19 protein-coding genes and 1 tRNA gene are annotated in these 24,867 nt (G+C 65.0%); 11 read left to right on the plus strand and 9 right to left on the minus strand.

Annotated elements, in window-relative coordinates:
- Positions 1 to 124: 124 nt before the first annotated feature.
- Genes ACZ0AJ_RS06260 through ACZ0AJ_RS06270 form a run of 3 tightly spaced genes read right to left on the minus strand, consistent with a single transcriptional unit; the run spans position 125 to position 2,104 of the window.
- On the minus strand, positions 125 to 892 hold the full coding sequence (locus tag ACZ0AJ_RS06260) for a UDP-2,3-diacylglucosamine diphosphatase (protein ID WP_499453201.1): 768 nt from the start codon (positions 890 to 892) through the stop codon (positions 125 to 127).
- Positions 893 to 935: 43 nt separating this feature from the next.
- Positions 936 to 1,427, minus strand: coding sequence for a peptidylprolyl isomerase (locus tag ACZ0AJ_RS06265; RefSeq protein ID WP_499454237.1), 492 nt, complete (start codon positions 1,425 to 1,427; stop codon positions 936 to 938).
- Between the two features lie 59 nt (positions 1,428 to 1,486).
- Entirely contained in the window at positions 1,487 to 2,104 is a 618-nt protein-coding gene (locus ACZ0AJ_RS06270; protein ID WP_499453202.1) for a peptidylprolyl isomerase, read from the minus strand.
- A gap of 286 nt (positions 2,105 to 2,390) precedes the next feature.
- Here ACZ0AJ_RS06270 and cysS point away from each other — a divergent pair, with 286 nt between their 5' ends.
- The 9 genes from cysS (at position 2,391) to ACZ0AJ_RS06315 (ending at position 10,760) form a co-directional block, all read left to right on the plus strand.
- Complete coding sequence (cysS, locus tag ACZ0AJ_RS06275) at positions 2,391 to 3,791, plus strand: cysteine--tRNA ligase (protein WP_499453204.1); 1,401 nt, start codon at positions 2,391 to 2,393, stop codon at positions 3,789 to 3,791.
- Positions 3,791 to 4,480 (plus strand): DNA-3-methyladenine glycosylase family protein, encoded by a 690-nt coding sequence (locus ACZ0AJ_RS06280; RefSeq protein WP_258837698.1) that lies wholly within the window; start codon positions 3,791 to 3,793, stop codon positions 4,478 to 4,480. The genes cysS and ACZ0AJ_RS06280 overlap by 1 nt, the downstream gene beginning before the upstream one ends.
- 99 nt (positions 4,481 to 4,579) lie before the next feature.
- Positions 4,580 to 5,557, plus strand: coding sequence for an acetyl-CoA carboxylase carboxyltransferase subunit alpha (locus ACZ0AJ_RS06285; RefSeq protein ID WP_499453206.1), 978 nt, complete (start codon positions 4,580 to 4,582; stop codon positions 5,555 to 5,557).
- Between the two features lie 62 nt (positions 5,558 to 5,619).
- Complete coding sequence (gene tilS, locus ACZ0AJ_RS06290) at positions 5,620 to 7,044, plus strand: tRNA lysidine(34) synthetase TilS (protein ID WP_499453208.1); 1,425 nt, start codon at positions 5,620 to 5,622, stop codon at positions 7,042 to 7,044.
- Positions 7,045 to 7,202: 158 nt separating this feature from the next.
- Positions 7,203 to 8,450 carry an aspartate kinase gene (locus ACZ0AJ_RS06295; RefSeq protein ID WP_183551359.1) on the plus strand — a complete coding sequence of 416 codons (1,248 nt, stop codon included), beginning with the start codon at positions 7,203 to 7,205 and terminating at the stop codon, positions 8,448 to 8,450.
- A gap of 97 nt (positions 8,451 to 8,547) precedes the next feature.
- Positions 8,548 to 8,640 (plus strand) — tRNA-Ser (locus tag ACZ0AJ_RS06300).
- Between the two features lie 546 nt (positions 8,641 to 9,186).
- Positions 9,187 to 9,750: an Xre family toxin-antitoxin system antitoxin gene (locus ACZ0AJ_RS06305; RefSeq protein WP_499453210.1), complete on the plus strand. Its 564-nt coding sequence runs from the start codon at positions 9,187 to 9,189 to the stop codon at positions 9,748 to 9,750.
- Complete coding sequence (locus tag ACZ0AJ_RS06310; protein ID WP_499453211.1) at positions 9,747 to 10,220, plus strand: RES family NAD+ phosphorylase; 474 nt, start codon at positions 9,747 to 9,749, stop codon at positions 10,218 to 10,220. Before ACZ0AJ_RS06305 ends, ACZ0AJ_RS06310 begins: the two co-directional genes overlap by 4 nt.
- Positions 10,221 to 10,241: 21 nt before the next feature.
- On the plus strand, positions 10,242 to 10,760 hold the full coding sequence (locus tag ACZ0AJ_RS06315) for a GNAT family N-acetyltransferase (RefSeq protein ID WP_499453213.1): 519 nt from the start codon (positions 10,242 to 10,244) through the stop codon (positions 10,758 to 10,760).
- A gap of 26 nt (positions 10,761 to 10,786) precedes the next feature.
- Here ACZ0AJ_RS06315 and ACZ0AJ_RS06320 read toward each other — a convergent pair whose 3' ends face one another.
- The 4 genes from ACZ0AJ_RS06320 to ACZ0AJ_RS06335 form a co-directional block, all read right to left on the minus strand.
- Positions 10,787 to 16,408 (minus strand): Ig-like domain-containing protein, encoded by a 5,622-nt coding sequence (locus ACZ0AJ_RS06320; RefSeq protein WP_499454242.1) that lies wholly within the window; start codon positions 16,406 to 16,408, stop codon positions 10,787 to 10,789.
- Between the two features lie 65 nt (positions 16,409 to 16,473).
- A complete protein-coding gene (locus ACZ0AJ_RS06325) occupies positions 16,474 to 17,007 on the minus strand; it encodes a phage tail protein (protein ID WP_499454243.1) in 534 nt (177 codons plus the stop codon).
- Positions 17,008 to 17,017: 10 nt separating this feature from the next.
- Positions 17,018 to 17,515, minus strand: coding sequence for a phage tail protein (locus ACZ0AJ_RS06330; protein WP_499453217.1), 498 nt, complete (start codon positions 17,513 to 17,515; stop codon positions 17,018 to 17,020).
- Between the two features lie 30 nt (positions 17,516 to 17,545).
- The gene (locus ACZ0AJ_RS06335) at positions 17,546 to 18,061 is read right to left on the minus strand and encodes a phage tail protein (RefSeq protein ID WP_499453219.1); all 516 of its coding nucleotides are present in this window, start codon (positions 18,059 to 18,061) and stop codon (positions 17,546 to 17,548) included.
- A gap of 447 nt (positions 18,062 to 18,508) precedes the next feature.
- Between ACZ0AJ_RS06335 and ACZ0AJ_RS06340 the strand changes: the two genes are divergently transcribed.
- Positions 18,509 to 19,630, plus strand: coding sequence for a Gfo/Idh/MocA family protein (locus tag ACZ0AJ_RS06340; RefSeq protein ID WP_499454245.1), 1,122 nt, complete (start codon positions 18,509 to 18,511; stop codon positions 19,628 to 19,630).
- Positions 19,631 to 19,728: 98 nt separating this feature from the next.
- Positions 19,729 to 20,961, plus strand: a complete 1,233-nt coding sequence (locus ACZ0AJ_RS06345; protein ID WP_499453223.1) for an MFS transporter — start codon at positions 19,729 to 19,731, stop codon at positions 20,959 to 20,961.
- 12 nt (positions 20,962 to 20,973) lie between these two features.
- Here the strand turns inward: ACZ0AJ_RS06345 and ACZ0AJ_RS06350 are convergent, their stop codons facing one another.
- Entirely contained in the window at positions 20,974 to 21,474 is a 501-nt protein-coding gene (locus ACZ0AJ_RS06350) for a hypothetical protein (RefSeq protein WP_183551392.1), read from the minus strand.
- Positions 21,471 to 24,827 (minus strand): nSTAND1 domain-containing NTPase, encoded by a 3,357-nt coding sequence (locus ACZ0AJ_RS06355; RefSeq protein WP_499454247.1) that lies wholly within the window; start codon positions 24,825 to 24,827, stop codon positions 21,471 to 21,473. The genes ACZ0AJ_RS06350 and ACZ0AJ_RS06355 overlap by 4 nt, the downstream gene beginning before the upstream one ends.
- Positions 24,828 to 24,867: the final 40 nt, after the last annotated feature.

The raw sequence follows: 24,867 nt of genomic DNA on the forward strand, positions 1-24,867 counted from the left end.
CAGACGCGCGATTATGCAATGGGGATGTAGGGTGGGCGGGTTTCCCACCCACGCGTTCGAGCGACGTTCGCACACCCAGGCATGCCACGTGACGTTGAACGCGTGGGCGGCACAGCCGCCCACTCTACCGGGATGTCAGGATGGTGCCGTCGAAATCGTGACGAATGAGGCTGCCATCGGGGTGCAGCGCGAGCCAGCCGCCGCGGGCGGGTACCTCGTCCAGTTCCCAGTCGGGCAGCACATAGCGCAGCTTGTCGCCGTACGCGTGCACGGCGGGCCGGTGCGTGTGCCCGTGAATGATGACGTCGGCATCGAGCGAGGCGAACACATCGGCTACCGCATCGGGCGTCACGTCCATCGTCTCGTATGACTTGCCCGTGTGGGCTTCGCGCGAGCCTTCGCGCAGTCCGGCGATGATGCCCTTGCGCTGCGCGAGCGGCATGCCGAGAAATTGCGCCTGCCAGTCAGGTGCGCGCACCTGGGCGCGAAATGCCATGTATTTGGTGTCGAGCGTGCACTGCGCGTCGCCATGTACGAGCGCGATACGGCGCGAGCCGGCCTCGATGACATGGGGTTCCTGCAGCAGGGTCAGATGGGCGGCGTGCGCGAAGCCTTCCCCGACCAGAAAGTCGCGATTGCCCGCAATCCAGAAGACCGCCACGCCGGCATCGGCGACGGCGCGGATCGCCGTGATGATGGTCTGGTGGAACGGATCGGCAACGTCATCGTCGCCGGCCCAGTATTCGAAGATATCGCCGAGCAGGTACAGGTGCTCGGCATGCACCGCGCGCTCGGCCAGGAAGCGCAAAAATGCTTCCAGCGTGCGCGGGTGCGAGACCTGCAGATGCAGGTCGGAGATGAACAGCGCGAACGGGCGCGCAGGCAGCGTCATTGGCGTACTCAAGACGACGACTGATGCTGGTGCGCGCCGCGCATTACAGGACTTCGATTTTCTCGATGATGACTGGGTCGACCGGCACGTCGGAGTGCATGCCGCCGCGGCTGGTCTTGACGTTGTTCAGCGCGTCGACGACTTCCTGGCCACCGGTGACTTTACCGAACACGGCGTAACCCCAGCCGTCCTGGCCCGGGTAGTCGAGGAAGGTATTGTTCTTGGTGTTGATGAAGAACTGGGCCGATGCCGAATGCGGATCCGACGTACGGGCCATGGCCAGCGTGTACTTGTCGTTCTTCAGGCCGTTCTTGGCTTCGTTCTCGACGGTGGCCGGCGTTGGCTTTTGCTTCATGCCTGGCTCGAAACCGCCGCCCTGGATCATGAAGTCCTTGATCACGCGGTGGAAGATCGTGTTGCTGAAGTGGCCCTTGTTGACGTAGTCGATGAAGTTGGCAACGGTCTTCGGTGCTTTTTCAGCGTCCAGTTCAGCGGTGATGTTGCCTTGGTTAGTGGTGATGAGAATCGTCGTCATGTGGTGTCCTTGTAATTGGTTGATGGGCATGCGCGCCGGATGCAGGCGCGGCGGAACCGTTATTTTACTAGCTTGTCGCCCTTGAGCAGCGTCACGGACGTAATCTTGATCGGCACGACTGGCACGTTTTGCATGCCGCGCACGTCGTCGACCACGACGGCCTTGATCTTGTCGACCGTCTCCTGGCCCTTGACCACCTTGCCGAACACCGTGTAACCCGAGCCGCCGACGAACGGAAAATCGATGCCCGAATTGTCGGCCACGTTGATGAACCATTGCGACGTGGCGCTGTCAGGATTGTCTTCGCGCGCCATCGAAATCGTGTACGGCTGGTTCGACAGGCCGTTGTTCGATTCGTTCTTGATGGGTTTGAGCGTCTTGCGGCCCTCGAACTTTTCGTTCATGCCACCGCCCTGGATCATGAAGCCGTCGATCACGCGATGGAAGATCGTGCCGTTGTAGGCGCCGGACTTGGCATAGGCCGCGAAGTTGGCCACGGTCTTGGGGGCTTTCTCCTGATCGAGTTCGACGACGATCTCGCCCATGCTGGTCTTGATCGAATACTGCGGCATGTCGGCCGCCAGCGCGCTGCCGGAGAACAGCAGGCCGCAGGCGAGGGCAGCGGTGACGCCAGCGACGCGCACGAGGGCGAAGCGGCGGTTGAATGACGATGACATCTGGCTTCCTCTGATGGACCGCGCACGTGGCGCTGTCAAGGGTTGTCCCAAAAATAAAGCTGGTCCGTATGGGGCCAGCCGGGTTTTTATCAATGCTATACTTTCCTTGAAGCGCACAAGAGAAGCGCTTACAAACAACGTCCCATTCTATCAAATAAGAATAACACCGAGGCCCCAGGCGAACCCCACGCCGCACCCGTCCGGCTGGCGCGCATGCAATGCCGCGCCGGGATGGTCGTTGCGGCGCCGGCGAGCGTTTGCCATCCTCGTGCGAACCGAAAATTCAATGAGCCAACTCAAGATTTACAACACGCTGGCGCGTGACAAGCAGGTTTTCGTCCCGAAGGTCGCCGGCAAGGTCGGCATGTATGTCTGCGGCATGACTGTCTACGATTACTGCCACGTTGGCCACGCACGCATGATGATGGCGTTCGACGTCGTGTACCGCTGGTTGCTCGCGTCCGGCTATGAGGTCCAGTACGTGCGCAACATTACCGACATCGACGACAAGATCATCAAGCGCGCCGTCGAGAATGGCGAAACCATCGGTGCGCTGACGGGCCGCTTTGTCCAGTACATGGATGAAGACACGGCTGCGCTTGGCATCCTGCCGCCCACCGTCGTGCCGCGCGCAACCGAATATGTTCCGCAGATGCTGTCGATCATCGGCAAGCTCGAACAGAAAGGCCTGGCCTATCAAACCGCGGACGGCGACGTCAATTACGCCGTGCGCGGCTTCGACGGCTACGGCAAGCTGTCGGGCAAATCGCTTGACGACCTGCGCGCCGGCGAGCGTGTCGATGTCAACACCGGCAAGCGCGATCCGCTCGACTTCGTGCTGTGGAAAGCCGCCAAACAATCCGAGCCGCTTGATGCCAAATGGGATTCGCAGTGGGGTCAGGGCCGGCCGGGCTGGCACATTGAATGCTCGGCCATGTCATGCGCGACGCTGGGCGAACACTTCGACATCCATGGCGGCGGCGCCGATCTGCAGTTTCCGCACCACGAAAACGAGATCGCCCAGTCCGAAGGCGCGTTCGGCGCGCCGATGGTCAATTACTGGATCCACAACGGGTTCGTGCGCGTCGATAATGAAAAGATGTCCAAGTCGCTGGGCAATTTCTTCACGATCCGCGACGTGCTCAAGAAGTACGACGCCGAAGTCGTGCGCTTCTTCATCCTGCGCGCCCACTACCGCAGCCCGCTCAATTATTCCGACGTGCATATCGACGACGCGAAGGCAGCGCTGACGCGCCTGTACACGGCGCTGAACGGCATCGAGTTGGGTAATGAGCCGGTTGCGGTCGACTGGGACGAAGCCCACGCCCGGCGCGTGCGCGATGCGATGGACGACGACTTCAACACGCCGCTGGCAGTGGCCGCGCTGTTCGATCTGGCCGGCGAAATCAACCGCACCAGGTCTGTCGATGCTGCACGCCAGCTCAAGGCGCTTGCCGCCGTGCTCGGCCTGCTCGAACGGGCACCGCAGGCGTTCCTGCAGGCGGGCAGCCCCGATGCGGGCGAGGGTGGGCTGGACGAAGCAGCGATCCAGGATGCGATCGCTCGCCGCGCAGCCGCCAAGGCCGCGCGCGACTTCGCTGGCGCCGACGCCATCCGCAAGGGGTTGACGGAGGCGGGCATCGTCCTGGAAGACAAGGCCGACGGAACGACCTGGCGCCGTACATAATGCCAGCGAACAAGGACAAGTCGGGCAGCGTGGCTGCATTGGCAGGCACGTCGCCGGCGCACGATGCGCTCGCCGTGCCGATCTACTGGGCCGAAGCCAAGCGCGAACTGATGCAGCGCGACCGCATCATGAACAAGCTGATCCCGCAGTTCGGTGACCTGCATCTGCGTGGCCAGCCCGACCCGTTCACGACGCTGGCGCGCTCGATCGTCGGCCAGCAAGTCACGCCGAAAGCGGCCGACCTGGCCTGGGGCAAGCTGCTCGCCGTCTGCCCGACCCTGGGCCCCAGCCAGATCATCAAGCTGGGCGCAGTCCAATTGTCCGGTTGCGGTCTGTCCAAGCGCAAGACCGAATACATCCTCGACCTGGCCGACCACTTCAAGGCCAAGCGCGTCCACGCCGACCTGTGGTCCGAAATGGATGACGAGGCCGTCATTGCCGAGCTGATCCGCATACGCGGCATCAGCCGCTGGACAGCCGAGATGTTTTTGATATTTAATCTGCTGCGGCCGAACGTCCTGCCACTGGACGATCCCGGCCTGATCCAGGGCATCAGCCAAAACTATTTCTCGGGCGAACCGGTTTCGCGCAGCGATGCGCGCGAGGTGTCGGCCAACTGGGAACCCTGGCGCACGGTGGCGACCTGGTATTTGTGGCGCAGCCTGGACCCGGTCGCCCCTGCGGCCTGAGCCCCGATCCGCCCGACACGCCACCGGCTTACGGTAGAATAGCGCCCTGATCCGCCGTGCAGCCACAGAGCACGGCCAAGACATTACCCCGGAGTGACAATGACTAAATTAACTTTCCTCGATTTCGAGCAGCCGATTGCCGAGCTCGATTCCAAGATTGAAGAGCTGCGGTTCGTACAAGATGATTCCGCCGTCGATATCTCCGAGGAGATCGATCGCCTGGACAAGAAAAGCCAGCAGCTCACCAAAGACATCTACGCCAAGCTGACTCCGTGGCAAGTGTCGAAGATTTCGCGTCACCCGCAGCGTCCGTACACGATGGACTATGTGAACTCGATCTTCACCGATTTCCATGAACTGCACGGCGACCGCACCTTCGCCGACGACCAGTCGATCATCGGCGGCCTGGCCCGCTTCAATGGCCAGCCCTGCATGGTCATCGGCCACCAGAAGGGCCGCGACACCAAAGAGCGCGCGATGCGCAACTTCGGCATGCCCAAGCCCGAAGGCTACCGCAAGGCCATGCGCCTGATGAAGCTGGCTGAAAAATTCGACCTGCCGATCTTCACGTTCGTCGACACCCCGGGCGCATTCCCGGGCATCGAAGCGGAAGAGCGCGGCCAGTCCGAAGCCATCGGTCACAACCTGTACGTGATGGCCGAACTGAAGGTACCACTGATTGCCACCATCATCGGTGAAGGCGGTTCGGGCGGCGCGCTGGCCATTGCTGTCGGCGACGCCGTGCTGATCCTGCAATACGCGACCTACTCGGTGATTTCCCCGGAAGGCTGCGCATCGATCCTGTGGAAGACGTCCGAGCGCGCGGCAGACGCCGCCGACGCACTGGGCCTGACCGCGCACCGCCTGAAGGCGATGGGCCTGGTCGACAAGATCGTCAACGAGCCGCTGGGCGGCGCGCACCGCGATCCGAAACAGATGGCGCAATTGCTCAAGCGCGCACTGGCCGACACGCTGCGCCAGTTCCAGGGCATGAAGACCAAGGACCTGCTGGAAGCGCGTCACGCCAAGCTGATGGCATATGGCAAGTTCAAGGAAACGCCGCCGCGCGAAGAGTAAGCCTGACCAGCGAGTTTTAATCAGCGAGTCCCAGCAGCGAGTCCCAGCAGCGAGTCCCTACAGTGAGCAGAACCAATCGCGGGACCGATCCAGCCGGATCGGTCCCGGCAGCATGCAATGAGGCGCTCGCGCGCCTGTCCACCACCTACACGCCCACCTCGATCGCGATCGCCTGCAGCGGCGGCCTCGATTCGATGGTCTTGCTGCACCTGGCCCACGCCTGGTGCGCGCAGCAGGGCATCCCGCTGTATGCCTTCCATGTCCACCACGGCCTGAGCCCGAATGCCGACGCCTGGCTTGCGCACTGCGAACGCAGTTGCGCCGCGCTGGGCGTGCCGTTCGACCATCGCCGCGTGACAATCCCGGTCGACGGTTCCGGTGTCGAAGCAGCCGCACGCCGCCCCCGTTATGCGGCGCTGGGCGCCATGTGCCGTGAGCATGGCGCGACGTTGCTACTGACCGCCCATCACCTCGACGATCAGGCCGAAACCGTGCTGCTGCAATTGCTGCGCGGCTCGGGGCCGGCTGGCTTGTCCGGCATGGAAACAGCCAACCGCTCGCCCGGCTTGCTGGGCGATGACGTCACCGTGATGGCACGGCCGCTGCTGACGCAACCCCGCGCGGCGCTCGAGGCCTACGCCGCGACGCATGCTTTGACCTGGGTCGAGGATGAATCCAACCAGGATGCGCGCTATGCACGCAACGCGCTGCGCCATCAGGTGATGCCGGCGCTGGCCGCGAACTTTCCCGGCTTCCAGGCGCGCCTGGCGCGCGGCGCGGCGCACGTCGCGTCGGCCCAGCGCATGCTCGAAGAACTGGCGGCGCAGGACCTGGCCGCCTGCCTGGATGGCGATGCGGTCGACCTCGCGGTGCTCGGCGCGCTCAGTGCCGATCGCATCGACAATTGCCTGCGCCATCTGTTTGCCGTACGTGGGCTGGCAATGCCGTCGACGGCGTGGCTCGCCGAGATGGTCTGGCAATTGTTCTCGGCGCGCGAGGATGCGCAGCTGAAGGTTACGCATCCCGACTGCCACATCCGCCGCCATCGCGGCAAGCTGTTCCTGACGCCGCACTTGCCCGAACTGGAAGGCATGCGCGACCCGGACGACCTTGGCATCTTCGTCAAGGAAGGGCAGCGCTTCCGTTGGCAGGGCGAAGCGTCGATGGCGTTTCCGGCCTACGGCGGCGTGCTGCACTTCGTGCCGGCCGCCTGCGGCTTCGACGCCGCCTGGCTGCGCGCGCTGCCGTTGATGATCGATTTTCGCAAGGGCGGCGAGCGCCTCAAGACAGCGGCCAACCGGCCCACGCGTGGCCTGAAGGCGCACTTCCAGGCGCTGGGCGTGCCGGCCTGGGAGCGCGAGCGCCTGCCCACCGTCAGCCGTGGTCGCGAGCTGTTGTTCGCCGCCGGCATCGGGATGGATTGCGCGCATGTGCTGGAAGGCGGCGAGAACACGATCGAATTGCGCTGGGAAGCGAGCACGGCCTGAGGTAGAGCAGCAAGCGCGGCCAGTGGCGTTGCGAAAAGCATTAGGTTATGTTCTTTTCGTATAGCTTTTCCGCCAACGAGCCTTGTGATGCCGCGCTGCACCATGCTAGAGTGAGGGTCCCTTTTTGATCCTTACCCCTAGCTGGAACCCTTCCTGATATGGCTTTAATTGTCCACAAATATGGCGGTACGTCGATGGGATCGACGGACCGTATCAAGAATGTCGCGGCCCGTGTGGCCAAGTGGCACGACGCAGGTCACCAAATCGTCGTCGTGCCGTCCGCCATGTCGGGCGAAACCAATCGCCTGATCGGTCTGGCCAAGCAGATCATGGACCAGCCCGATCCACGCGAACTGGACATGATCGCCTCGACCGGCGAGCAAGTGTCCGTGGGCCTCCTGGCCATGGCGCTGCTGGCCATCGGCAAGGACGCGGTCTCGTACACCGGCTGGCAGGCGGGCATCCGCACCGACTCGTCGTTCACGAAGGCGCGCATCCAGTCGATCGACGACACGCGCGTGTTGCGCGACCTGGCCAACGGCAAGATCGTCATCATCACGGGTTTCCAGGGCATGGACGAGGACGGCAATATCTCGACCCTCGGCCGTGGCGGTTCGGACACCTCGGCGGTTGCCATTGCGGCTGCGCTGAAGGCCGACGAATGCCTGATCTACACCGACGTCGATGGCGTCTACACGACCGACCCGCGCGTGGTCGACGAGGCGCGCCGCCTGTCGAAGATCACCTTCGAAGAAATGCTCGAGCTGGCTTCGCTGGGCTCGAAAGTGCTGCAAACCCGCTCGGTGGAGTTTGCCGGCAACTACCAGGTGCCGACGCGCGTGCTGTCGTCGCTGACCGATCCCCTGATGCCCCTGGCCGAAGAAGCCAGCTCCGGCACCCTGATTTCGTTTGAGGAAGAAAGCAATATGGAACAAGCCGTCATCTCCGGCATCGCCTTCAATCGCGATGAAGCAAAGATCACCGTCCTGGGCGTGCCGGACAAGCCAGGTGTCGCGTTCCACATCCTGGGCCCGATCGCCGAAGCCAATATCGAAGTCGACATGATCATCCAGAACCAGTCGGTGGACGGCAAGACCGACTTCACCTTCACGGTCTCGCGCAACGACTATGTGCAGGCGATGAAGGTGCTGGAAGACCAGAAGGACATCCTGGGCGCCGCCAAGATCGTCGGCGACGCCAAGGTCTCGAAAGTCTCGGCCGTTGGCGTGGGCATGCGCAGCCACGTTGGCGTGGCCTCGGACATGTTCCGCACGCTGTCGGAAGAGGGCATCAACATCCAGATGATCTCGACGTCGGAGATCAAGATTTCGGTGCTGATCGACGAGAAGTACATGGAACTGGCCGTGCGCGCCCTGCATAAGTCATTTAATCTCGAACAAAGTTAAGCCAGTTTGCAATTTTTTGGGTGTGTTTTCTTGACCAAATGAGCACCAACCCTTAAGATGCTTGCACTCAGCGCTGACGGAAACGTTGGTACTGATTGGAGACGTGGCCGAGTGGCCGAAGGCACATCCCTGCTAAGGATGCATACGGCTTATACCTGTATCGTGGGTTCGAATCCCACCGTCTCCGCCAGAAAAAAGCAAAAAGCTCCCGCAAGGGAGCTTTTTCCGTTAACGCCTCCCGGAGACGAGGGGGCCATCTGCATGGCCCCCGCGTGGGATTCGAAGGGCTGCCCATACTTGGGCAGCCCTCTCCGAATCGACCATCTGCTGTGCGCAACGCGCACAGCGCAGCGCGCCGTGGGCGCGCTTCCCATTCACACTTTTGCATTAAAGCATGCGCCCCAACGCCCCAGCTCGCGCAAAGCGCGGCGTTCGTAGCCATCTGCTTAAGCCGAGCCCGTGTCGCAATGTCAGACCAGACCCCCGCCATCACATTCACACTTTTGCATTAAAGCATGCGCCCCAACGCCCCAGCTCGCGCAAAGCGCGGCGTTCGTAGCCATCTGCTCAAGCCGAGCCCGTGTCGCAATGTCAGACCAGACCCCGCTATCAGCAGCGACTATATGCAACCGATCACGCAGATTTGCTAACGTCTCGCAATCTGAACTCACCTTGGCAACCAAGGCTTGCTATCTGTCTCATTTGAACTATACTTCCGTATCAAAGGAGGCAAAGCATGTCGAACGCTAAAGCAGCCGCAAAGCTCCCTACAGACCACCACGCAGAGACAGTCAAACCTGCCCGCGCAGGAATGCAAAACGTGCTCATCGGCACAAAGCGGACAGCCTCACCGGCGCGGGCCGGCACCCATGTCGCCGAGGGCATTCCCCTCTACCGATCAGATCCCCAGGCGCGCATTGCCGTCATCCGCCACGGCATTCCTGCCGCAATGATCAGCAGCCTCTCGGCCCGGATGGGCATGAGCAAGGAAACCCTGTTGTCCAGCCTGGGTTTGTCGCGGGCGACCATCAGTCGCAAGGAGAAAGACGCTGCCTTGCTGTCGAAGGACGAATCCGAGCGCGTCCTGGGTGTCGAAACCCTGATCGGCATGGTGCAGGCGATGGTCGAGCAATCCGGCGATCCGGCCGGCTTCAATGCCGCGCGCTGGGTATCGGACTGGCTGACGAAGCCATTGCCGGCCCTGGCCGGCGAGACGCCTGCAAGTTATATGGATACGTTCGAGGGGCAAAAGCTGGTGGCAGAGTTGCTGGCGATGAGCCAGAGCGGGGCCTACGCTTGAACAAGCAGGTCTGGCGCATCGCCGTCGAGGCGCCTGCCTACAGCGCCAACGACTTGCGCGGAACCGGCGTGAAGATGACGGGCGGGCGCTGGAACAGCAAGGGTACGCCCATCGTCTATGCCGCTGACAGCATTGCGCTCGCGACCCTGGAAACCGTTCACTACCTGAGTAGCGGCGCTCTGCCTTTCAACCGCTATTTGGTACGGATCGATATTCCGGAAACGGTGTGGGCAGTGCGTCAGGTTCTTGACCCACTTCCAGGCGGGTGGGATGCCGTTCCGGCCGGGATGGCTTCCAGGCAGGCTGGCGATGCCTGGATCGCGTCAGACGCCACGGCGCTGCTGCTGGTTCCCTCGGTCATCGTCCCTGACGAATATAACGTTCTGATCAATCCACAGCACAGGGATGCCGGTGCCATTGCGGCGACGACCTTAAGGCGGTGGAACTATGACCCGCGGTTTTTCCCGTAACAGAACCGATCGCCATCCACGATGACCTTGGCCACGCTGCACATCCGTGACGCCGGCGCTGCCGACGAGGCATTCTTCTCCAGCCTGTACCGGAGCACACGCGACGACTTGCTGGCGCTGCCAGCCGATCCTTCGACGATCGATGGCCTGATCGCCATGCAGCACCGGCAACAAGTGGCTGGTTACCGCAACAGCTATCCGCACGCCGTGTATCAGGTGCTGGAACGGGATGGCGTGGCGGTGGGCCGTCTGGTCACGGCGGCCGTCGATGGCGTCATCCGGGTGGTGGACATCGCGGTGTTGCCTTCTGCACGCCGCATGGGTGTGGCGGCCGACGCCTTGCGCCGCCTGCAGGCGCAGGCGGCGGGGGCAGGGCATGCGGTGGCGCTGTCGGTGCGCCAGGATAACGTGGCCGCGCGCCATCTGTACGAGGCGCTGGGATTCGCCGTGGACAGCGAAGACACGATGCGCCTCGAGCTGCGCTGGTGCGCTCAGATTGGTGGCGGGCCGTCGCCAGACAGCGGCTTGCCCGTCAGGTAGCAGGTGTGCTCAGTGCGCGCCTGCGCTCACACCACCCACAAGCCAGCACCTGCAAACTGGGCGCCGACCACGCCGTCCTGGTTCAGCCAGGTGGCGATCAGCTCGGCCCGCGTGTGGTTCGTCAGGTAGTTCTCCCAGCTGGCCTGGCCGCCAGCCGCACCCGCGTTCAGGCCCGAGTTGTCGTACAGCGCCTGGACAAAGGCAGCATCGTTGATGCTGTCGTAACGCAATTTGAATTCGGCGGTGGCGATGAAGTCCTGTACCAGCTGCGCCCCGTCGACGTCACGCGCGAGCCACCACTGGAAGCCGCCCAGGTCGCCGGCGCGGTCCAGCACCGTCTGGTACAACAGGCCGAGTTGCTTTACCTTCGCCGGCCCGTCTTGCAGGAAGCCGAGGTCCAGCATGCCGTCGCTGAAGTCGCCGATATCGATGCCGGCGAGTTGGTCGAGATTGCCGCTGGCCTTGTCCTCCACATTCAACCGGCCATCCTCATCGATGATGAACTTGTAGTCAGCAGTCTTGCCGGCATAGACCCCGATATCGGCGCCGTCGTCGGCAATCCAGTCCGTCTCGCGCACAACCGTGCCTGCGCCGATCAGGTAGCCGTCCGCCGTGTTCCAGGCACGCTCGTGCTCGGCGCTTTGCGCAATCGCCACCAGCACGTCGGCGCGGCTGATGGCCGGGGTAGTAGCGCTGCCGGTCAGCTGGCCGAGCCAGTAGGTGAGGCCCCCGCCATCGGGCGTGCGGCCAAAGGCGTTGTCATACACCGCTTCGATGAAGCCGGCGTCGGAGGAGGCGCTGCCGCTGGCGGCCAGCCATTCGGGCGATGCGAGGATGCCCGCGGCCACGGTACCGGGCGTGACGCCGTCCTGCGCCCAGAAGGTCAGGCCGCCCAGGTCGGGGGCGCGACCCAGGGCGGCGTGGTACAGCAGCGAGATGGACGACAGCATCGGCTTGTCGGCGCCAAGAAAAGCCAGTTCCGTGGCCGAGGCGTTCAGTTCGGCCAACGTCAGCCGTTCTGTCTGGCCCGGTGCGAACAGCGCCGTCTCATGGCGCGCTGTCAGGGCCTCGTCGGCTTTGAGGTAGAACTCCCACCCGCCTTGCGTACTGCGCCCGCCCTGGAGCACGTTGTTGCCGGCGCCGCCGGCGAGGCGGTCGTTGCCGATGCCGCCGACCAGGATGTCGTTGCCGGAGCTGCCATCGAGCAGGTCGTCGCCGCCTGCGCTGCCGACGATGTCGTTGCCACCGCCGCCCAGGAGCACGTCGTCGTCGGCGCCCAGCAAGATGTTTTGGATGGCATCGTCGCCCGTCACAAAGTTGCGCCCGGCACCGCCGCGCACGGTGACTTCGCCGACGATGGCGGCGAAGTCGACGTTGTTCAGCTGCAGCGTGCTGCCTGCAGGCAGGCCGGTGGCGTCAATGACCAGGCCGATCGCGGTGGCGTTCTGGCCGCCGCCCACCGGCGTGATTGAATTTCCGTTGATCAGGATGGTCGGCGGCGCCAGGTCGGGTGCTGCGGACAACACGATGGTCTGGCTCTGCAGCAGCGTGCCCGGCGCCAGGCTGTCGAGGAAGCCGGCGCCGTTGCCGGTCATGCCCGACTGGGCGCTGGAACCGTCTTCGGTCTGGTTCCCGATGCGAAGGATCAGGTCGAGCAGGGCTTGCTGGCTGGTGAGCAGACTCGACGGCCCTTCGGCCCGCATGCCGGTGCCCACTGGCAGGCTGACCATCAGTTCGGTACGTGGACCGGCGCCGGTGCCCAGGCCCAGCGGGATATCGGCCAGGTTGCCGTTCGGGGTGGCCGGATCGTCGCTGCGTGTGCCGGTAATGATGGGCACTGTCAGCGCCTGGCCGGCAAGCCCGGTGACTGGATCGACCGGCAGGATTTCCGTCTGCACCGCGACGCCGTCGATCGTGTCCGATGCGGGCGGGTCGGCCGGCGGAATGACTGGTGGCGTGGTTTGTACCGTGTAGTTTGGCGAGGAGGCATTGCCAGCGCCAGGATTGCCAGCCAGATCGGCCACGTTGGCCAGACTGACCGCAACGACGTTGGATGCCGCGAAGATGTTGGCATCCGGCGTGAAGGTTGCGCGCCAGGTCATGCCAGCATCGAGCGTGGTGAACGTGCCCAGGGCGCCGTTGGGGGCCGTGACTGCTGACGCGTCGAAGCCGCTGACGATCTCGTTGAAGGCAATCGTCAGTTGCGCCGTCTCGCCGGCGCGCAGGTCGACGTCCGAGAGCGTGACAGTCGCCGTTGGCGCCAGCGTGTCGACCCCGTAGTTGCCGCTGGTCGTGCTGCCGGTGCCGGCATTGCCGGCCAGGTCGCTCACGCCGGCATAGTTCAGCGTCAGCGTGTTGGTGGGATCGGTGACGTTGTCGAGCGGGGTCAGAACGGCGGTCCAGATATGGCCGCCGTCGGCCGACATCAGGTTTGACAAGGCGCCGTTGGCAACCGTCACATCGGCTACGGTGAAGTCCTGCACGGCCTCGCTGAAACGGAACGTGACGGTCGCCGTGTCGCCGGCCGCAAGCGCGGTGTCGGTCAGCTCGATGGCTCCCGACAGCGTTGGCGCCGTCTGGTCGACGGTGTAGTTCTGCCCGGCGCTGTAGCCGCCCGCGATGGGCTGGCCACTGCCGCCCTGGATGCCGGTGCCGCTGGCATTGAGGTCCAGGCGCAGCACGCCGTCGCCGGCGATGTTGTTGACGGTGATGCTCCAGTTCGCGCCGCTGCCGGAGACTGCACCGATGCTGGCGGTGACGCCACCGCTTGCCACAAGCGTGAAGTCGCTTGCGTCAACGCCGGTGACGCTGTCCGAGAACGTGACCGCATACACGACGCTGGTGGCATTGGTCAGTTCGCTGCCCACGCGCACGATGCCGGTGACGGCAGGTGCAAGGGCGTCGACCAGGATGCCGGCGGTTGCCCCGACGGCGTTGAGCGTGGTGGCCGCCGCATTGCCAGCCGTGTCACGGATCGTGCCACCATTGAACGACAGCGGCCCATTCATGGCGATACCGTCGGCGTCGGCATTACCCGCAACGACCGTGTAGCGGAAGATGAGGGCAGTGCCGCCCGAACCGCTCACGTAAGCGGCCTGCACCGTGCCGCCATTGTCGAGGGTAAGCGGAAGCGAGGGTGTGCCGTTGGTGGTGTCGACCGTCACCGCCTCATTGAAGTTGACGGTGAACTCCAGCGGATCGCCGGCGCCATAGGTGGCCAACGCCGGCACCGACACCGACGTGACGGAAGGGGACGTGTAGTCGAAGGTATAGCTCTGGCCACTCGTATAGCCGGGTGCGGCATTGCCGGCGCTGTCGGCAATGCCGGTGCCCGCGTTCTTCAGATCCAGGCGCAGCGTGCCGTCGCCGCTGATGCTGTTGACGGTGACGGTATAGGTCGTGCCGCTGCCGGCGACGCTGGTGATGGTGCCGGCCGCGGCGCCCGTGCCGGTCAGCTGGAAGTCGCCAACACTGACGCCGGTGACGCTGCTGTCGAAGGTGACCGCGTACTGGACACTGGTGGCATTGCTGACCGCAGTGGCGACGCGGTTGATCGAGGTCACAGCGGGCGCCAGGGTGTCGTAGCTCAGCGCAGGCGTGGCGCCGGCGCCGCCGCTGTTGCCGGCGGTGTCGGTCCAGGCCGCGCCGGCGACGCTGATGCCCGCCGCGCCGCTGTTCGTACTGGCGGTCGGCGTGAAGGTGGCAGTGCGGATCGCGCCGCTGCCCGAGATGGCGCTCAGGGTGCCGCCGCTGACCTGCACGTCGCCAACGCTGCCATCCCAGGTGAAGGTCGCGCCGGGGTCTTCGCTGAAGGTGAACGTGATGGTGGCTGTTTCACCGGCCTTGAGCGCCGCGCTGTTGCTGGTGATCGCCAGCGTGGGCGCGGTACGGTCCAGCGTGATGCCGAGGCCGGTGCTGGGCGCGCTGACCAGCCCACCGCTGGCCGACGTGACCGTGGAATACACATTGTAGTTGCCGTCGGCCAGGCTGGCGACATTGATGCCGTTGACCGTCCAGACGCCATTGCTGACCGTTGCCGTCCCCGTGGCGTCGGTGCCGGCGTCGTAGCTTGCGTTGCTGTTGCTGTCGACGAACACCCGCACCGTGCTGCTGCTGTCGCCGGCGGCGCTGGTGCCGCTGAAGCTCAGCGTGCCGGCGTTGGTGATGTTGTCGTTCTGGGAGACGCCGGTGTCGACGGCGGCGCTGCCCGAGAGGTCGGGTGCGCCCGGCGTGGAGGGCGTGACATTGACGGTGATGGTGCGGTTGGCCGTGGCGGCGCCATCGCTGACCTGGATGGTGAAGGTGTCGTTGCCGGCAAAGCCGGCATTCGGCTGATAGGTCAGGGTGCCGCCCGGCGTGATGCTGGCGCCGCCGCTCGCTTGTGTGCTTGGTGTAAAGACCAGCGTCCCGTTCGCGGGGCCGCTGGTCTGGGTCCAGGTCAGCGTCTGGGCGCTGTCGGTATCGTTCACGCGCACCAGGCTGGAGAAATCGGTGGCGGCCGCGTTCGTTGTCAGCGCAAGCGGGGTATTCGCGCCCACGAAGGACGGCGCGGTATTCGGGGGCGGCGCGGTGCTGACATTGGCCACGGTGATGCTGTGGAAGTTGAGGTTATCCGGCCCATTGATTTGCGTATCGGGCCCGGTGGCAACGATTTTCCAGGTGATGGTGATCGATGCGACCGCGTTGTCGGCAAACGAGGCCCCGCCGTTCAGGATGGAGCTCGCCGAAAATACATTGGTACTGTTGGGAATGTACGATCCACTCAGGACATGGCTGCCGATGGTCTGGCTGGCGAGATCCTTGGTGATGATCGACAACGCACTGAAGCCCTGGAAATTTTCAAAGAACGAGAACGCCAGGTCCTTGAAGGTCAATGTGCTGACGCCTGCGCTGCCGCCGACCTTGATCGTGATGCTGCCGCTGGTATCGGGCGTAAACTGGTCGGCGGTGTACATGACGGTGCCGTCGACGCCAATGCCGTTGCTGATATCAAATTTGTCAGAGAATCTGACGAAACCGGCGCCGCCCGAATTGGGCGGGCTGTCGGCGCCGCCAAAATCGTAGGTGCCGTCGGCCAGGCCATTGACGGCCAGGATGCCGGAATAGCTGGCCAGCGATAGCGTCGACAGCGGATTGCCGGCAGCGATTGCACCGCTCGAGCGCTCGAGGGTCCAGTTGCCGCCCAGCGCGGTGGCACCGGTCAGATCGGTGGATGCGGCAACGTCGGCGCCCGTGGCGCCTGCCATTGCATCGACGAATGCAGCGCCGGCCGTGCCCGCGCCGACCGAGCAGCCATACAGCAGGATGTCGGCGTCGGCATGCAGGGCCTGGCGGATCGTCGCCAGGTCATCGACGTGACCGGACAGGTTGTCTCGGCGCAGTTGCAGCGCACCGAGCGATACAGCGCCTTCGCTGCCGTGCGACACGATATGGAGCGCGTCGATCCCGCTGCGGCCCTTCAGCACGGCCGCGATGCCGGCCAGGCCATCCAGCCCGGGATCGAGCACATGCACCTCGGCACCGGGCGCCAGATCGGCCAGCAGCAACTGATAGTCGGCGACGTCGGCCTCGACGAAGACGATGACCGTGGGCGCCAGCGGCGACGCGGCGTCGGGCGGGGATGGTGAGAAAGCGTCTGGATGGTTCATGGCGTGGACATGAGAAACATCGAAAGAAGGAGCCGCGGCCCTGACGCCGCTGGCCAGTGCCGGGGCTACGTTCGCGGGGGATACACGCCCACCAGGGCGATGATGCATCGCACGGGCAGATACGGCTGCATATTGTTGTGTGCCTGGCCGCCGCCGGCAGCCGACAGCGCCATTGGGTGCATGGTGACGTCGGGCTTGGGCGCAAACCCCCTGGTGTCCATCGGGTTGCGGCCTGCTTTCGGCGTTTTGGTCCAGACGGCGCCGGTCGGATCGCTCAGCGTTCCCTGATTGTCCAGCGCCTGTGGAACGTGCGTATGGGCTGGCATCTGTGACGCGAGCAGCGTCACGGCCGCCTCGCCCCCTTGTGCGCCCAACGGCCTTGACGTCAGGCCGGGCCCGTCGCCCTGGTGCATCGGCACGCGCCCGCTCAGGTCGGGCAGCGCGAATGTCGTGCTGCCATCGCCGCCATAGGCCGCCCCGATCACGCTGTACAGCACGGTGTTCTGCTGGATGGGCATGAGCTGGCCGTTGCAGTCGGCCCAACCTTCAGGGACATACGTGCCGCTGAACAGGCGTACTTCTCCGATGTAGGGATCCATGGATGTCTCCTTATGAACGCGGTGGGTAGATACCCTGGATCGCGATGCAGAAACTGATCGTCAGGTAGGGCTGCATATTGTCGTGTGCTTGTGACCCGCCTGCCGTGCTCACGGCACGCGCGCCCATCGGAACGTCGGTGGCGCTCGCCGCATAGGTATCGACGCTTTGAGGCCAGACATTGCCTTGCGGCGGGATCAGCGTCGCTGTCTCCCCGGATGCCTGTACCGCGTGGGTATGCGTGGGCAGCTCGTTGACGGTGAGGGTATGGTTGGCCTCGCCGCCCGCCGCGCCCAGTGGATACGTCGGCGACAGGTGCAATGGGACCCGGCCGCGCAAATCGGGCAAGCCGAATGTGGTGACACCATTGCCGCCGTAGGCGATGCCGAGCAGCGAATAAAGTGCTTGATTCTGTTGGACCGGCAACATCTGGCCCTGACAGGCAAGCCAGCCACGGGGAATCAGGCCGAATGAAAATGACCTGATTTCGCCCAGGAAGGGGTCAGCCATGAAGGATTCTCCTGTTGTGTGCTGTGACGATCAGGCCTGGGACGGAAAAATTCCCTGGGTCGCAATGATGAATGTCAGCGCCATGAACGGCATGAGGTTATCGTGGGACTGGTTACCGCCCGCGGATAGAACGGCGGCGGCGGACATTGCAACGAGAGGGGTGTCGGCGGCCGGTTTTTCGAATACCTGCTTTGCGGCCCATACATTATTGGTGGGAAGCGGCTGATCTCCTGATGCCGACTGGGCGGCGGGAAGATGGCCATGGGCCGGCATCTGCGACGTCAGCAAGGTCACGTTTTCAGCGCCGCTTTTCTGGCCCAGCATATAATTGCTTCCACCACCATTTCCCACGCTGATTGGCACCCGGCCGCGCATATCGGGTACCCCGAACGTGGTCACGCCGTCGCCGCCATAGGTCGTGCCGATCAAGGTGAACAGCACTTCGTTGTCCGTGATCGGCAACAGCTGGCCATTACACAACGCCCAACCCTGGGGCGCATAGCCGCCGGCAAACATCCGGATCTCGCCCATATATTGATCGGACATCCTGTCTCCTTGTGTGGAAATGAAGTCGCAATACAAGAATGATTTGACGCAGCCTGTGGTGCGGCGGTTCCGGCTTTATTTTTGGAAAATTCTACAGGAAGGTCAGCGCATATTGCGCGTTGAATTTTAATTGTTGCGTCTGCGCCAAATTATCTTTGAACAGTACTTTGTTAATATTCTGCAAGCCGGAATTTTTTAATTGATGGTATGTCCAAATAATACTTCCGTTGAATGTTCGCTATTTAAAGTACTGACATTGATTGATATCAAAGTGCTCGGTAATTTGTTATTGACATGTACTGTCGGCAATCGGATCTGCCAGTGGCACGGCGTTTCCGGGCATCGCGCGTCCCAGGATTGCAGGGCAGTGCGCAGCAGGATCGGCGCGACGCCGTTAAAATGTCGGATGCAGCAATTGCTGGTTCAACAGTTTTAGGGAGTCCTCGCATGACCGTTTCAGCCACTCCCGCAGTGTCCGTCAATAAAATCCGCGTCGGCATCGTCGGCGCCGGTACCTGGGCCGAATATGGCCACATTCCGTCGCTAGCCCTGCTGCCCGAGTTCGACCTGACTGCCGTCTACAGCCGCAGTGCCGACAAGGCCCAGGCACTGGCCGCGCGCCATGGCATTGCCTATCCCGTCACCTCGCTGCAGGCGCTCGTCGAGCATCCCGAGGTGGATCTGGTGCTCGTGCTGAACCAGGCGCCGCAGCACGAGGCCGCCATCCGCGCCGCCATCGCGGCCGGCAAGGACGTGTATTCGGAATGGCCGCTGACCACCAGCACCGCCGTATCGGCCGAACTGGCAGCGCTGGCCGAGCAAGCCGGTGTGCGCCACATCGTGGGCCTGCAGCGCCGCCTGTCGCCGAGCTATCGCTACATGAGCGATCTGCTGGCCGAAGGCTATATCGGTGAACTGCGTTCGGTGCGGATGCACGTCAGCGTCGACGCGTTCGGCGCGCGCCGCATGGGGTATCTGGCCTATACGGTGCCGACCGAGAATTTCTCGGATCTGCTGCCGATCTTCGGCGGCCACTTCCTCGACATCCTGTTCAGGCATTTCGGCTTCCCGCGCACGTTGAGCGCGTTGACGGCCAACCAGATCCAGCAAGTGACCATCGTCGACACGGGCGAAACGCTGCCGCGCACCAATCCCGACCAGGTGCTCGTGACCGGCACCTTCGCCAACGGCGCCGTGCTGACCGTGCAGCTCGAAGCGGGCAAGCGCAACAATGCCGGCGTGCAGATCGACCTGACGGGGACCGAAGGCGATTTGCGCATCACCAATGCGACCAGCTTCGGCCCATCGGTCAATCTGATCGAAGGCGCGCGCGGCGATGCCCAGCCGTTGCAGGCGCTGCCCGTGCCGGCGCAGTACGACTGGCTGCCGGCGCATGCCCTCGGCGGCAGCGTGGCCGAGCTCGCCCATCTGTATGCGGCCTATGCGCGTGACGTGCGGGACGGCACGCAGCTGGCGCCGACCTTCCTTGATGCCGTCAAGATGCATGTGGTGATCGACGCGATCATCGCGTCCGACCGCAGCGGCAGCCGGGTCGATCTGAACGTCTGATCCGCCAGCCTGCACCTTTTCACTGATTTCAGCGTTCGCAGCAGCGTTGCATGGGTCAACCATGCGTCGCCGCTGCGGCGTTCGCCATTGCATTACCCATGACACCAGATACCTTGACGCACCCCGACAAACTCCGCGATCAACCCGCCGTCCCGAAGCTGCCACTGACCTCATTGCTGGCGCTGACGATGGTCAGCTTTGTCGTCATCCTTACCGAAGTCCTGCCCGCCGGGCTGCTGCCGCAGCTTGCTGCCAGCCTGGACAGTTCGCAGTCCGTGATGGGCCAGCTGATCAGCATCTACGCGCTGGGTTCAGTATTGGCCGCGATCCCGCTGGCGGCCGCCACGCAAGGGGTGGGCCGCCGCACCTTGCTGCTCACGTCGCTGGCCGGCTTCGTGATTGCCAACACGATCACCGCGCTGTCCACCAGCCTGGCGCTGATCTTTGTCGCCCGGTTCCTGGGCGGTGTGGCGGCCGGCCTGGCCTGGGCCATGCTGGTCGGCTACGCGGCGCGCATGGTCGCGCCGCAGCACAAGGGCAGGGCGATCGCCATTGCGATGGCGGGCACGCCGCTGGCGCTGACGGTCGGCATCCCGCTCGGCACCTATGTCGGCAACCTGGTTGGCTGGCGCATCGCGTTCGGCGCGCTCAGTGCGCTGGCGGCGCTGCTGATGCTGTGGATCGTGCTGCGGCTGCCGGCGCTGCGCGCCATTCCCGGCCAACAACGTCAGAGTGTGGCGCAGGTGTTCGCGCTGCCCGGCGTGCGCACCGTGCTGACGGTGCTGTTGCTGTACGTCGTCACGCACAACCTGTTGTACACGTATATCGCGCCGCTCGTGACGCTGGCCGGGCTGGCGCCGCGCGTGGATTTCCTGCTCGCGCTGTTCGGCGGCGCCGCGTTACTGAGCCTGCTGCTGGTAGGAACGCTGGTCGACCGCTGGCTGCGCCAGCTAGTCATGGCCAGCACGGGTCTGTTCTTGCTGGCCTGCGTCATGCTGGCGCTGTGGCCCGGCGTGCAAGCCGTGGTGTACGTGGCGATTGCGGTATGGGGACTGGCATTCGGCGGCGCCGCGACCTTGTTCGTGACGTCGTTGTCGAATGCATCGGGGCCGGGCCAGGACGTGGCGCAGTCGATGATGACGACGGTCTGGAATCTCGCGATCTTCGCCGGCAGCGTGGTGGGCGGCATGTTGCTGGGCCACTTCGGCGCGGGGTCGTTTGCCTGGGCTGCCACGGCAACGCTGTGCGCAACCCTGCTGATCATCTGGCGCAGCCGCGCGCAATTCTACTGGCGGGGCGCCGCGGCGCGCGCCCCTGGCGAGTCCGGCTAATTGCTTGCCGCTCTATTTGCCCACGCCGTTCTTGATTTCGGGATCGGTGGTGGCAATCAGCTCGAACACGGGCGTGGGCGATTTGCCGGTCGACTGCTTGCTGAACACGAGGATCACGCCGCGCGTGGTGTGGGGAACCACCGGAATGACCATGAACCGGTTGGCGTCGAACAGGCAGGCGCTCGGCAGGGGATCGGCGCTCACCGACAGGGTGCGCGCCACGCCCGCGTACAGGGTGACACTGCGGTCGAGCCGGTCGCCCGTCAGGTGCGTGTGCTGCAGAATGGCCTCGATGTCAGGCTGAAACAGCATGACGCCATTCGCATCGCCACCGTCACGCCTGGCGTCGAGGTCCTTGGGCGAGATCTTTTCCCAGTATTGGTCGCTGCCAGCCTGCGCGTAATAGAACACGTTTTCCACACTGCCGTCGTCGGGAATGACGGGCACCACGAAGAAGATGGGGGCACTGCCTGGCACGGATGCGGCAATGGAGACCGGCGCTGCTGTTGTCATGGTGCGATCCTGGTTGAAACTGCTTTAAGAAATGCTGGCGATTGCGGCCGGTAGCCGCCCTGCGTCAGCGTTTGCACATCGGCGCCGGTGATGGCGCCTTCCCCTGCACATGCACGTGCCACCAGCCAGGCTTCGCGCACGAAGCCCGCCTGGCCCGTGTCGATGGCCGGCTGCAAGGCGCTGCGCGCCGCCTTACACTGCGCGGCCGGATAGGGGCTAGTCGCCTCGCCGGCCTCGGCCTGCAACAGCAGCATGGCGGCCCGTGCCTGCAGCTCCCGGCCCTGCCACAGATACGGATACTGCGTCATCAGGCCGCGGATATCCTGCGCCGCGGCGCTGGCCTCGGCGCGCCCTTTGGCCGGGTCGCGTGCCCGCAGCGCTTGCGCGGCGAGCACGAGCCGCGCCTGCACCGCGCCCTGGCGCCACTCGCGCATGGCCTGGCCGGCCTGGTCGTGACCCGCCAGGCGGCGCTGCAGTGCGGCCAGCTCGGCGGCGATGGGCATGCCGGCATCCGACTGCGCCAGCAGCAGGGCGCTGTCGGCCAGCAGGCTTTCGGCCTGCCAGAAGGCGTTGCTGGCGCCAGCGACCAGCGCCTGGCGCATCCAGCGCCCAGCCGCCTGCCTGGCCGCGATGGCGTCAAGGGGCCGGCCCAGCGCCTGCATGGCTTCGGCGCGCCGGCTTTCGATGACGCCCAGGTCGCGCAGCCGCACCGCTTCGCCCGGGCGTGCCTGTTGCAGCCGCTGCTGCACAGTGCGCGCGGTGTCGTACAGCGCCAGTGCGCGCCGGCTGTCGCCTTTCAGATGCGCGAGCTGGCCCAGCCAGGCGCGCGCGCTGGCGACCGCATCCTGGGCGTCGATATCGTCCGGATGGTCGGCCAGCACCGCCAACTTGAGCGCGAGCGAGGCCTCGAAGCCGCGCTGCGCATCGGCCCAGCGGCCGCGCCGCATCGCAATCGAACTCAGGCTGCCGAGCGCATAACCGAGCTCGGCCCTGGCCTGGGGATGCGCCGGTGCCGCGGTCAGCCAGGCCTGGCTCGCCGTCCGATAGCGGTTCATCTGCACCGTGGCGTCATCCAGGCGCCCGGCGTCGTAGGCGATCTGGCCCAGCCAGAATGCGCTGGCGCCCAGCGTCTTGTAGTACTCGCCAGGATCGAGGCCCGGCGCCGGTCCCATGGCCGCGAGCAGGGCGTAGGCGCGCGCCAGCGCCGTGCCGGCCAGCGCGAGCTGCTGCGTTCCCCGGCTGCTGTTGACTTCGCCGATCACGACGAGCGCCTTGGCGCGCTGCAGGGTGTCGGCCGGCAGCTCGTCCCGGACATCCTGCGGATTGAGCACCTGCAAGCCCTGTTCACCGATGCTGCCGAGCAGATCGAGCTTGCCGATCGGCCGCAGCTGGTCGGCAAGCTCACCCAGCATGAAAGTAGCCAGGCGCCGGCTCTGGCGCTCGCGTGCGGTCACGGTGTCGGCCAGCTGTGCGTTGTGCACGGCCGCCAGGCCGGCGGTCAACGCCAGCGCCAGTGCGCCGACCAGCGCGCCCACGCGCCAGCGGGCCAGCGCCGTGAGACGCGCCTGCGAGCGCGTCACGAAGTCATGCTCGTCGCGCCCGAACAGTTGCGGCGCGGCGCGCACCGCATCCCGTGATTGCCACAGCAGCGGCACCCGCGGCAACAGGCATGCCCTGGCGCGGCCACTGTCCAGCCAGCGGCGCACCCACGGTCCCAGCTCGGCGCGGGCGGTCAGCGTCGCCCGGTGCTGCGCAATCCAGGCAGTGACCCGTGGCCAGCGGCGCAGCAACGCTTCGTGCGCGACGCGAAAGCCGATTTCGCCGCCGCCAAGGCGGTCGGCCACCAGCAGGCGCGCCTCGATCAGTGCATCGACCAATGCCCGCTCATGCACGTCAGCCAGGCTGGCGCCGGTGACAGAGCGACTGCTGGGCGACGCGTCGTCGGCCGACAGGGTGACCAGACGCGGCAGCAGGCGCGTCAGCGCTGCTTGCTGTACGACCGGCAAGGCCGCCAGGATCGCCTCGGCCCGGCTGCCGATGGCGCCTTCCAGGCCGCCCAATGCATCGTAGGCGGCCCAGGTCAGCTCGTCGCCCGGCGCACGTGCCAGGTACAGGGCCTGCAACGTGTATTGCAGCAGCGGCAGGGCGTCGCCGGCCTGCATCGCATCGGCGCACAGGCGGTCGTCAAGCCGGTTCAGGCTGCTCGCATCGCTGCCATAGACCAGGTTGGCCGCGCGCGCGGGCAGGCGGATCATCTGCATGATGGCCTGGGCGTCGGGTGGGGCCAGGTCCATGTGCGCGCCGTGCTCCTTGTCGTGCATGAACAGGCGGTGGGACGACAGGCTGGGATAGACATCGTTGCGGCACACGGCCAGCACCAGCACCAGACTGCTGCGTACCAGCCGCCCAATACAGTCCAGAAACGCCTGCAGGTCCGCGGTCATGGTTGGGGCGAACAAGCCTTCCAGGCGGTCCAGAACCAGCAGCGGCAGGCCCTGGTTGCCCGTGCGCTGCGCCTGCAAACCGATCCGCAGCAGCCGGAGCACGTCGTCCGGTTCGGCGCGCAGCAGCGCCGCCAGCGAGGCAATGCTGTGGCCCGACAACAGCGCGACATTGTCGATCTCCCAATCGAGCAGGGCGCCGGCCAGCGCCTGCCAGGGGCCGGTCTCGTCGAGCGCGCCCAGATCCAGCACCGTCGCGGTGCAGGCCCGCACGCGCGCATCGCCCGGCGCGGGCGCGGCCAGCATGGCGGGAATGAGGCCGGCCCGCACCAGCGATGTCTTGCCGGAGCCGCTCGGACCCAGCAGCACCACCAGCGCATGGCCCCGCGCCTGCTGCTCACCAAGACGCCGATGCAGTTGCTTGATGGCCTCATCACGGCCGAAATACACGGCCGCATGCTCCGTGCCGAACGGTTCCAGTCCCCGAAACGGCGACGCGCCGCGCCAGGCGCCGCTCAGGCTGCGCGGTCCGCCATCGGACAAAACGCGGATCGGGGCGATCAGCCGGTAGCCCTGCTTGCGGATCGTTTCGATGTAGCGGGGGCTGGCGGCCGCGTCCTGCAGCGCCCGGCGCAGGCCGGCGATGACCTTGTGCACCTGGTTGTCGCCCTGCACCTGGCCGGGCCAGCACGCATCGAGCAGGGTATCGGCCGTCACGACCTCGCCGCTCCGGCGGCACAGCTCGGCCAGCACGGCCATCGGCCGCGGCTCCAGTGCGATCACGTCGTCGCCGCGCGCGATCCGGTGCGCCGCCACGTCGATCGTCCAGTCGCCGAGCAGGAAGCGGCCATTGTCGATCAGCGGGTCGCCCGCGCGCAGCGCACGTAATTCCGGTGGTGATGCGTAGTTCAAGATCACTCCCTGGGGGTGGGTGAAGCGCATCCCGGTCGGC

It is taken from the genome of Telluria sp. AC161, assembly GCF_979258535.1.